Genomic DNA, 9,559 nt, shown 5'->3' on the forward strand with positions numbered 1-9,559 from the left:
ATGTAAACACATTTCAGGACAAGACATCTACGCAATCAAAAAAGGCTGCGAAGGCAGCCTTTTTTATTTTACAGCTAGATTATGAATCTAGCTTGTATAGGGAGTGATTGTAATCACTAGCCTACATTTTTACGTGCATTGCGGAACATACGCATCCACGGGCTATCCTCTTTCCACTCATCTGGGTGCCAAGAGTTAGCTACAGCGCGGAATACACGCTCCGGGTGCGGCATCATTACTGTTGCACGGCCATCAGTAGAAGTAATACCAGTAATACCTTCTGGTGAACCATTCGGGTTGGCCGGGTATTGCGTTGTAGGGTTACCGTAGTTATCAACAAATTTAACCGCGACAGTGCCGCTTTCAAGCGCAGCTTGAGTGGCAGCATCATTGGCAAACTCAGCATGGCCTTCACCATGAGATACAGCAATTGGCATACGCGATCCCGCCATACCACTGAAGAACACAGACGGATTCTCTTGTATTTCTACTAAGCTAAAGCGTGCTTCAAAACGCTCAGATTTATTAGTTACAAAACGAGGCCAATGCTCAGTACCTGGAATTAACTCTTTAAGCGTTGATAACATTTGGCAACCATTACATACACCTAAACTAAAGGTGTCTTCACGGTGGAAGAAGTTTTGGAACTGATCGCGTGCCATATCGTTAAACAAGATAGACTTAGCCCAACCTTCTCCGGCGCCTAAAACGTCACCGTAAGAGAAACCACCACATGCTACTAAACCTTTAAACTGCTCAAGAGTTAAACGCCCTTCGAGTATATCGCTCATGTGCACATCAACAGCGGCAAAACCAGCACGGTTAAACGCAGCAGCCATTTCTAAATGCGAGTTAACGCCTTGCTCACGTAAAATAGCCATTTGTGGTTTAGCACCTGTTGCAATGTATGGCGCAGCTATATCTTCGTTTAAGTCAAAATTAAGTTTTACGTTTAAGCCTGGATCTTTTGCATCAAACTTGGCATCAAACTCCTGCTTAGCACACTCGGGGTTATCACGACGTGCTTGCATTTGGTACGTTGTTTCGGCCCAAATAGTACGCAATTCTGTACGAGTATGATTAAGTACCGTTTGCTCGCCGCGGTTAAATACAATGCTATCGTCGCTATTAAGCGAGCCAATCACGTGACTAATTGCAGCTACACCGTGTTGTTCAAACACTGCATTTACGGCATCTAAGTCGCTGTTAGCCACTTGAATTACTGCACCTAGCTCTTCGTTATAAAGTGCTTCTAGGTCTGAGCCTGTTAACTCCGCTAAATCAACAGTTACACCCGTGTGCCCTGCAAATGCCATTTCAGTTACAGTAGTAAATAAACCACCGTCTGAGCGGTCATGATAAGCAAGTAGCTTGCTATCTGCCACAAGTGCTTGCATAGCATTATAAAAGCCTTTAAGTGACTCAGGGCTGTCTACATCTGGTGTAACATCACCAAGCTGCTTATAAACCTGTGCAAGGCTTGATGCGCCCAGTCGGTTTTTACCAGCACCTAAATCAACTAATATAAGCGATGTGTCGCCTTTATCAGTACGTAGCTGCGGGGTCACTGTTTTGCGTACATCGTCAACACGACCAAAGGCTGTAATAACAAGCGATAACGGCGACGTCACTGATTGTTCAGCACTATCGTCTTCGTTTTTCCATGTCGTTTTCATCGACATAGAATCTTTACCTACAGGTATAGTTAAACCAAGTGCTGGGCACAGCTCTTCACCTACCGCTTTTACGGCTTCGTAAAGGCCAGCATCTTCACCTGGGTGACCCGCTGCAGCCATCCAGTTAGCCGAAAGCTTAATGTTCTCAAGGCTGCCAATGTTTGCACAGGCAATATTAGTTAACGACTCTGCCACAGCCAAACGCGCAGAAGCACCGTAATTTAGTAGTGCCGCCGGAGTACGCTCGCCGAGTGACATAGCTTCACCGTGGTAAGTATCGTACGTTGCCGCAGTAACCGCACAGTTAGCAACTGGTACTTGCCAAGGGCCAACCATTTGATCTCGTGCTACTAAACCGGTAACCGAGCGATCTCCAATGGTAATTAAAAATGTTTTTTCTGCAATTGTCGGTAAGCGTAATAAGCGCTGCGCGGCATCTGCTACGTCAATAGCATTTGCATCAATGGCAGTACCTGTTACTTGCTGAGATGTTACATCGCGGTGCATTTTAGGCGCTTTACCTAACAATACATCTAGCGGTAAATCAACAGGACTGTTATCAAAGTGGCTATCAGCAACAGTTAAATGGCGCTCTTCTGTGGCTTCTCCAATTACTGCGTACTGCGCGCGTTCGCGCTTACAAATTGCTTCAAAACGATCAAAGTCTTCAACAGCTACAGCCAGCACATAACGCTCTTGCGATTCGTTACACCAAATTTCGTGTGGTGCCATGCCTGGCTCATCGTTAGGAATATCGCGTAGTTGGAATTTACCACCACGGCCGCCATCATCTACAAGCTCAGGGAATGCATTTGATAAACCACCTGCGCCTACATCATGTATAAATGCAATTGGGTTTTCATCACCTAGCTGCCAACACTTATCGATTACTTCTTGGCAACGACGTTCCATTTCTGGGTTTTCACGCTGTACAGAGGCAAAGTCTAGGTCTTCGTTTGATTGACCCGATGCCATACTTGATGCTGCACCACCGCCTAAACCAATGTTCATTGCAGGGCCACCTAGCGCAATTAGTTTTGCACCTACTGGAATATCCCCTTTTTGAACATGATCAGAGCGAATATTACCTAAACCACCGGCAAGCATAATAGGCTTGTGGTAACCACGTACCTCTTCACCATTGTGGCTTGTTACTTTTTCTTCGTACGTACGAAAGTAACCTAACAAATTAGGACGACCAAACTCGTTATTAAATGCAGCGCCACCCAGTGGGCCGTCCATCATAATATCAAGGGCATTTACTATACGACCAGGCTTACCAAAGTCGCTTTCCCACGGTTGCTCGTACCCTGGTATACGTAAGTTAGAAACCGTAAAGCCAACTAAACCTGCTTTTGGCTTAGAACCACGCCCTGTTGCACCTTCGTCACGAATTTCACCACCAGAGCCGGTAGCCGCGCCCGAAAACGGTGCTATAGCCGTTGGATGGTTATGCGTTTCTACCTTCATTAATATTTCAATGTCTTCTTGGTGATACGCATATTCACCTTGCGCATTCGGGAAGAAGCGACCCGCTTTTGAGCCTTTCATTACTGCCGCGTTATCTTTATACGCCGACAATACATTTTCAGGGTTGTGCTCAAAGGTATTTTTAATCATTTTAAACAGCGATTTTGGCTGTCCAATACCATCAATTGTCCAATCAGCATTAAATATTTTATGACGACAATGCTCTGAGTTTGCTTGGGCAAACATAAACAATTCTATGTCGTTAGGATTACGGCCTAACTTTTTAAAGTTCTCTACTAGGTAGTCAATTTCATCATCGGCCAGAGCAAAACCTTGCTCAACGTTCGCTTCAGCCAATGCTTCGCGGCCACCACCTAAAATATCAACTGAGGACATTTCACGTGGAGAATCATTACGGAACAACTGCGCTGCTGCTGCAAGCTCAGTATGAGTTGCTTCAGTCATACGGTCGTGTAATAACGCCGTTACTTGTGCAAGTTGCTCTGTAGTTAGTTCACCTTCTATATAATAAGCAATACCACGCTCTACGCGGTGAACCTGTTTAAGGCCACAGTTGTGCGCTATATCGGTTGCTTTAGAAGCCCAAGGCGAAATGGTACCAGGGCGAGGTGTAACAAGTACTAATGTGCCAGCTGGGGTATGCTCGGCAATAGTAGGACCGTAAGTTAATAGCTTTTCAAGCTTGGTTTGCTCATCAACACTCAAAGGCGATGTTAAATCGGCAAAATGAGCATACTCGGCATATACGTTAGTGACAGGAAGTTGCGATTGTTTGCAACGCGCTAAAATTTTATTAACTCTGAACTCTGACAGTGCTGGTGCACCACGAAGGATCAACATAGATAATTTCATCCGGGGTTAGGGATTGAACGATATTTTAGGGCGACATTATAGTCTAAGTAGCATCCAGATTTAACTCCAAATTGCGCTTTTCATAAAATTAACTTTTTAGCTTTATTTATAATCCGTTTTAGCTAATAAAATAAAAGGGAAAGTGACGAAATGGCTAAGTTTTGCTATAACGGGTGCTGGCGCGTTAAAGGGGCTCTCAATGTTCAAAGAAAAACTAATAATAATCATTACTTTAGTTATGCTGTTATGTGCATGTGATATGCAAGAACAGTCAACCCAACTTGCCCAGATTAAAGAGCAAAACAAAATACGTGTGGGCACGCTGGCCAGTGCCAGTAATTATTATCAAGCAGTTCAAGGCGAGCAAGGCTTTGAATATGAGCTTTCTCAAGCTTTTGCCGATTACCTAGGTGTTGAACTTGAAATAGTCCCCTTTTTTAATTTATCAGACATGTTTGCTCGCCTTGAAAGTGGCGACTTAGATTTAATTGCCTCAGGCCTTACATACAATAAAGCACGCGCGCAGCAATATAGATATGGCCCCACCTACAGAACAATTAGCCAAAAACTTGTTTATAAGCAAGGGCGCGTTCGTCCGCGAGAATTTGATGATTTAGATGGTAACTTTACTGTAATAGCTAAAAGTAGCCATTCGCTTACCCTACAAAAAATTAAGAAAAACAATCCATCACTCACCTGGACCGAAAGCGAAGAATTTGATGAAGAGGAGTTACTTCAAGCCGTTATAGATGGTGAAATAGATTACACGCTAGCTGACTCCCATACATTATCGCTATTCAGGCGCTACCACCCTAATTTAAGTATTGGCTTTTCTGTATCACATAATGACCCGATCGCGTGGATACTTAATAAATCAAAAGATGACTCTTTGTACGCGTTATTGGTGCCATTTTTTGGTGATGTAAAGCAAAGTAACCAGCTTTACGTGCTCGAAGAGAAGTACTTTGGCCATGTGCGCCAATTTAACTACGTTAATACCCTTGCCTATATTGAGGCAATAAAAGAGACGCTCCCTACTTACAGACCTTGGTTTGAGCAATATGCAGGTACTCTCGACTGGCGCTTACTTGCAGCATTGAGTTATCAAGAGTCTATGTGGAACCCACGCGCCAAATCGCCAACCGGTGTGCGTGGTATTATGATGCTAACGCGCAGCACAGCCAAGCAAGTAGGAGTTACCAATAGATTAGAGCCTGAGCAAAACATACGCGGTGGCGCTAAGTACTTAAGTAAACTCATTAAGCGCATTCCTGATCGCATTCCGCAACCAGATCGCACGTGGCTAGCATTGGCGGCATATAATGTAGGTTGGGGACATGTTAACGATGCACGTATTATCACTGAGCAGCAAGGGGCAAGTCCTGATAAGTGGGCCGATGTTAAAAAACGCCTACCGCTGCTAATTAAAAAGCGTTATTACCGTAAAACACGTTATGGCTATGCCCGTGGAGATGTGGCTGTAAAATATGTTGATAATATTCGCAGATATTACGACGCACTCGTATGGCTTGATGAAAACAATGCTATTGCTCCAGAGCCGGAACCTGAAACGGAGCCTGAGCCTGAGCCAGTACAAAAAGAGCCAGCGCCTACTGAACCAGCTAAAACTGAACCAGCAGCGCCTCAAAGCAAAGTAAAAGAAGAGGAAAGTAATCAGTAAGAGCAAATTTCTATAAATAATCGAATTACTTTAAAAACAAAAACTAGGAAAATTAAAAAGCTGTTTACTTGTCATCAAATGATCACTAATGTGTGTTAATAGTATATCTGCACTTTTATACAGATATACCTTGTGCCTTTCTCACTCTCACGCATTAGGAGAACACATGCTAAAACGTAGACGCACGCAAAAACTAAAAAGAAATGTAATATATTCAACCGCTACTCGCCGTCGTATTATGTTACGTGGTTTACATAAAAAAATAATCTGGCGCCGCCGCATGTTTGCAATGCAGCAAATGGAAGCTCCAATATCAGAGCCACTTGCCAGTTAACTTGAGCAAGGCTTATCTATTTGAGCATCACGAGCAGCTTTTTTGGCTGCTTTAATTTGCGCTCGACGATTTTTAAAAAACTCAGAAATAGTATTCCCACATTGTTGAGCTAATACCCCACCACATACTTCAACCTGATGATTTAACCTAGGCTCTTGCAGTAAATTCATAATTGATCCTGCCGAACCCGTTTTTGCATCTGAGGCACCAAATACTAAGCGATTAATTCTGCTGTGAACTAATAAACCCGCACACATAGAACACGGTTCAAGTGTTACATATAAAGTACAGTCGATTAAACGGTAATTATTCAGTACTTTGCCCGCCTCTCTCACGGCTATCATTTCGGCATGAGCAGAAGGATCGTTATCAGTAATAGAGCGATTATACCCCGCTGCTATAAGCTTATTATCTTTTACAACAACAGCCCCAACAGGGATTTCATTAAGTGCTTGTGCTTTAAGTGCATACTCTAAGGCTAATTCCATCCAGTAGGAATCATCAATTGGCTCGTTCATTCAATCAACTTAATTAACTTTTTATGCTCTAATTATACCAACTTAGGTTAATAAAGTGCCTTTGAGATTGGTTTATTGCAAAAATAAAACAAAATAGTGTGGTTTGTCATGGCTCATAGCTAGTGATTTACGCTATAATCTCACGCTTTTTTTATTTAGCTCACAACACGGGTAGCAAATGAAATTTCCTGGACGCCGCAGGCATAAACATTATTTTCCAGTGGAAGCCAAAGATCCACTTACCAATCAACTTAACGCAACAGAGCGATTACAACGTAGTTATATTACGGGTATCGATCAAATCGTTGTTGATATAGAGGCAAAAGTTGATCAAGCTTTCCTAGACGAGTTTCAATTGCGCAGAGGTATGTCGCAAGTTATTGATAGCGATATTACAAACGCCTTATACGACCGTTTAAAATTAAACGACATGGTTGATTACGAGTTTGCAGGTGGAACAATAGGTAACACTATGCACAATTACTCGGTACTTGCAGATGACCGCTCTGTTTTACTTGGTGTAATGAGTGAAAACATAAAAATAGGTAGCTATGCTTATCGCTTTTTGTGTAATACCTCAAGCCGAGTAGATTTAGATTACCTTCAACCTGTTGATGGGCCAATAGGTCGCTGTTTCACACTTATTGATGAAACTGGCGAGCGTACTTTTGCTATTAGCGCAGGGTTAATGAACCACTTACGCCCGGAGTCAATCGACAAAGAGCTAATTGAGAAATCATCAGCTTTAGTTATAAGCGCTTACTTAATGCGTACTCAAGGTAATGAGACAATGACCGAAGCGACCATGCAGGCTGTAAAGTATGCCAATGATGCTGGCGTACCGGTAGTACTCACTCTTGGTACCAAGTTCCTTATTGAGCAAGATCCTACTTGGTGGGCTAACTTTGTTAATAACCATGTAGATATACTTGCTATGAACGAAGAAGAAGGCCTTGCAATTACAGGTTTTGAAGACCCTCTTCTTGCTGCAGATAAAGCTCTCGACTGGGTAGATTTAGTTATTTGTACTGCAGGTGAAAAAGGCTTGTTTATGGCAGGCTATGTTGATGACGAACTCAAGCGTGAAACTGAGTACCCGTTGTTGCCAGGAGCTATCCCAGACTTTAACCGTTATGAGTTTTCTCGCGCTATGCGAAAAGAAGACTGTAAAACACCAATTAGAGCTTATAGCCATACGGCACCATTTATGGGTGGCCCTGATTCAATCAAAAATACAAACGGTGCTGGCGATTGCGCTTTAGCAGCGGTATTACATGATTTATCAGCTAACGTTTACCATAAATTAAACGTGGCGAACTCAGCGAAGCATCAGCAACAGGCCATTACTTACTCATCTCTTGCGCAAATTAGTAAATATGCAAACCGTGCAAGCTATGAAGTATTAGTTCAGCACTCTCCACGTTTATCCCGTGGTTTACCAGAGCGCGAAGACTGCCTTGAACAAGTGTATTGGGAGCAATAACATAGGGAACTAAATTAGTCCCCCTATCGGTATTTTAAAAAATTGAAATATCGAGCTTTTTAGATAGCAGCTCTAGTGCTGCTATCCCCGCCACTGAATTCCCAAAACTATTAAGCCCCGGAGAGTACACAGCCACTGTAAATTTACCCGGTAATACCGCTAAAATAGTTCCTGACACCCCTGATTTACCAGGCATACCAACCCTATAACCAAAATCGCCAGCAGCATCATATAACCCACTTGTAAATAAAAGTGAGTTAAGCTGTTTGTTTTGTCTACTTGATAGCACACGTTTACCAGAGCTAAAATCAATCCCTTTATTAGCCAAAAAGTTATACGCCTTAGCAAGCTCAACACAATTAAGCTCAATTGCACAAAAATTAAAGTACGACCAAAGCACATCATCAACGTCATTTTCAAAATTGCCAAACGATTTCATTAAATGCGCCATGGCAGCATTTCTGTGCCTAAATTCATATTCAGAGTTAGCTACTTTTTTATCAACAACAATAGTGCTATTGCCTGAGAGTAACCTAAACGTTTCAAGCATTGAGTGACGAGGAGCAGATAAACGGCTATATAGCGCATCACAGGTAACTATTGCACCAGCATTAATAAATGGGTTTCGTGGGATCCCTTTTTCAAACTCTAGCTGAGTTAAAGAGTTAAACGCAGTACCAGAAGGCTCTTTGCCCACCCTATGCCAAAGCTCGTCGCCATAACGCTGCAAGGCCATAGTAAGAGTCATTACTTTAGAAACAGATTGAATAGTAAAACGTTTAGAGCAATCCCCTGCACATATAGTTTCACCATCAGTGGTGTAAATGGCGATAGAAAACTGCTCAGGATCAACCTCAGCAAGCGCAGGTATATAATCAGCTACTTTCCCTTGCGATAACAAAGGACGTACTTCATGTGCTATCTCATCAAGCACCTTTTGGTAATCAGCAGTCGGCAATCTAGACCTCTATATCGTCATTGGTAAAAATTGGATTTTAGCACGCGCCAAGAGGCGCACCTAGTTTTGTTGATGAATTCAAAGGTGAGATTTTTTAAATTGAAAGCAAAAAACGCCACATCTTTGTAACGAGTTTCTCTTATTTAAGTACTGGTGATGTCGTAGTGCCCACAGCGGTGGAGAGTCACAGTGAAATGGGATACTATTTTAGTATCGGGACGGCCTTGTAAGGGGCTCGCCTTCGAGCTGTATTGTTTGATGTATAGTTATACAAATCCCTCGGCGCACAAGGTGTGCAGGATAGCCCACTACTGAATACGGCATGGGGTATTGTTATCTACTTAATCCTAGATAGCAAAAAACCCGTTACATTGCTGTAACGGGTTTTTCTTAATTAAATCCTGGTAATGTCCTACTTTCACATAACAAATGCTACACTATCATCGGCGCTGTTTCGTTTCACTACTGAGTTCGGCATGGAATCAGGTGGGTCCAAAACGCTATTGTCACCAAGAAAATTCTTTTCAATTTTCTTATTTTTATTAAGTTTAAAGTCCTTCGACTGA

At 42.6% G+C, this 9,559-nt stretch carries 6 protein-coding genes and 1 rRNA gene; 3 read left to right on the plus strand and 4 right to left on the minus strand.

What is annotated here, in order from left to right:
* Window positions 1-116: 116 nt before the first annotated feature.
* Window positions 117-4,007 carry a phosphoribosylformylglycinamidine synthase gene (gene purL, locus J8L71_RS18170; RefSeq protein ID WP_211001773.1) on the minus strand — a complete coding sequence of 1,297 codons (3,891 nt, stop codon included), beginning with the start codon at window positions 4,005-4,007 and terminating at the stop codon, window positions 117-119.
* A gap of 211 nt (window positions 4,008-4,218) precedes the next feature.
* Here purL and mltF point away from each other — a divergent pair, with 211 nt between their 5' ends.
* Window positions 4,219-5,700 (plus strand): membrane-bound lytic murein transglycosylase MltF, encoded by a 1,482-nt coding sequence (gene mltF / locus J8L71_RS18175; RefSeq protein ID WP_211001774.1) that lies wholly within the window; start codon window positions 4,219-4,221, stop codon window positions 5,698-5,700.
* Window positions 5,701-5,866: 166 nt separating this feature from the next.
* On the plus strand, window positions 5,867-6,034 hold the full coding sequence (locus J8L71_RS18180) for a hypothetical protein (RefSeq protein ID WP_165491322.1): 168 nt from the start codon (window positions 5,867-5,869) through the stop codon (window positions 6,032-6,034).
* On the opposite strand, the gene tadA is transcribed toward J8L71_RS18180, so the two are convergent.
* Window positions 6,031-6,552, minus strand: a complete 522-nt coding sequence (tadA, locus tag J8L71_RS18185; protein WP_211001775.1) for a tRNA adenosine(34) deaminase TadA — start codon at window positions 6,550-6,552, stop codon at window positions 6,031-6,033. The two genes, J8L71_RS18180 and tadA, sit on opposite strands and share 4 nt — an antisense overlap.
* Before the next feature lie 178 nt (window positions 6,553-6,730).
* On the opposite strand from tadA, the gene J8L71_RS18190 reads away from it, so the two are divergent.
* The gene (locus J8L71_RS18190) at window positions 6,731-8,035 is read left to right on the plus strand and encodes an inosine/guanosine kinase (protein ID WP_211001776.1); all 1,305 of its coding nucleotides are present in this window, start codon (window positions 6,731-6,733) and stop codon (window positions 8,033-8,035) included.
* Window positions 8,036-8,069: 34 nt separating this feature from the next.
* On the opposite strand, the gene glsB is transcribed toward J8L71_RS18190, so the two are convergent.
* Both glsB and rrf read right to left on the minus strand, forming a co-directional pair.
* On the minus strand, window positions 8,070-8,993 hold the full coding sequence (gene glsB / locus J8L71_RS18195; protein ID WP_211001777.1) for a glutaminase B: 924 nt from the start codon (window positions 8,991-8,993) through the stop codon (window positions 8,070-8,072).
* Between the two features lie 399 nt (window positions 8,994-9,392).
* Window positions 9,393-9,507: ribosomal RNA gene (gene rrf / locus J8L71_RS18200) — 5S ribosomal RNA — on the minus strand.
* Between the last annotated feature and the right edge of the window lie 52 nt (window positions 9,508-9,559).

Origin of the sequence: Pseudoalteromonas sp. MMG007 (assembly GCF_018100985.1) — a bacterium.
Classification (GTDB): Bacteria; Pseudomonadota; Gammaproteobacteria; order Enterobacterales; family Alteromonadaceae; genus Pseudoalteromonas.

Excerpts from the sequence above, each read along its gene's own strand:
- purL (WP_211001773.1), bottom strand. The coding sequence starts at position 4,007 with ATGTTGATCCTTCGTGGTGCACCAGCACTGTCAGAGTTCAGAGTTAAT.
- mltF (WP_211001774.1), top strand. The coding sequence starts at position 4,219 with ATGTTCAAAGAAAAACTAATAATAATCATTACTTTAGTTATGCTGTTA.
- J8L71_RS18180 (WP_165491322.1), top strand. The coding sequence starts at position 5,867 with ATGCTAAAACGTAGACGCACGCAAAAACTAAAAAGAAATGTAATATAT.
- tadA (WP_211001775.1), bottom strand. The coding sequence starts at position 6,552 with ATGAACGAGCCAATTGATGATTCCTACTGGATGGAATTAGCCTTAGAG.
- J8L71_RS18190 (WP_211001776.1), top strand. The coding sequence starts at position 6,731 with ATGAAATTTCCTGGACGCCGCAGGCATAAACATTATTTTCCAGTGGAA.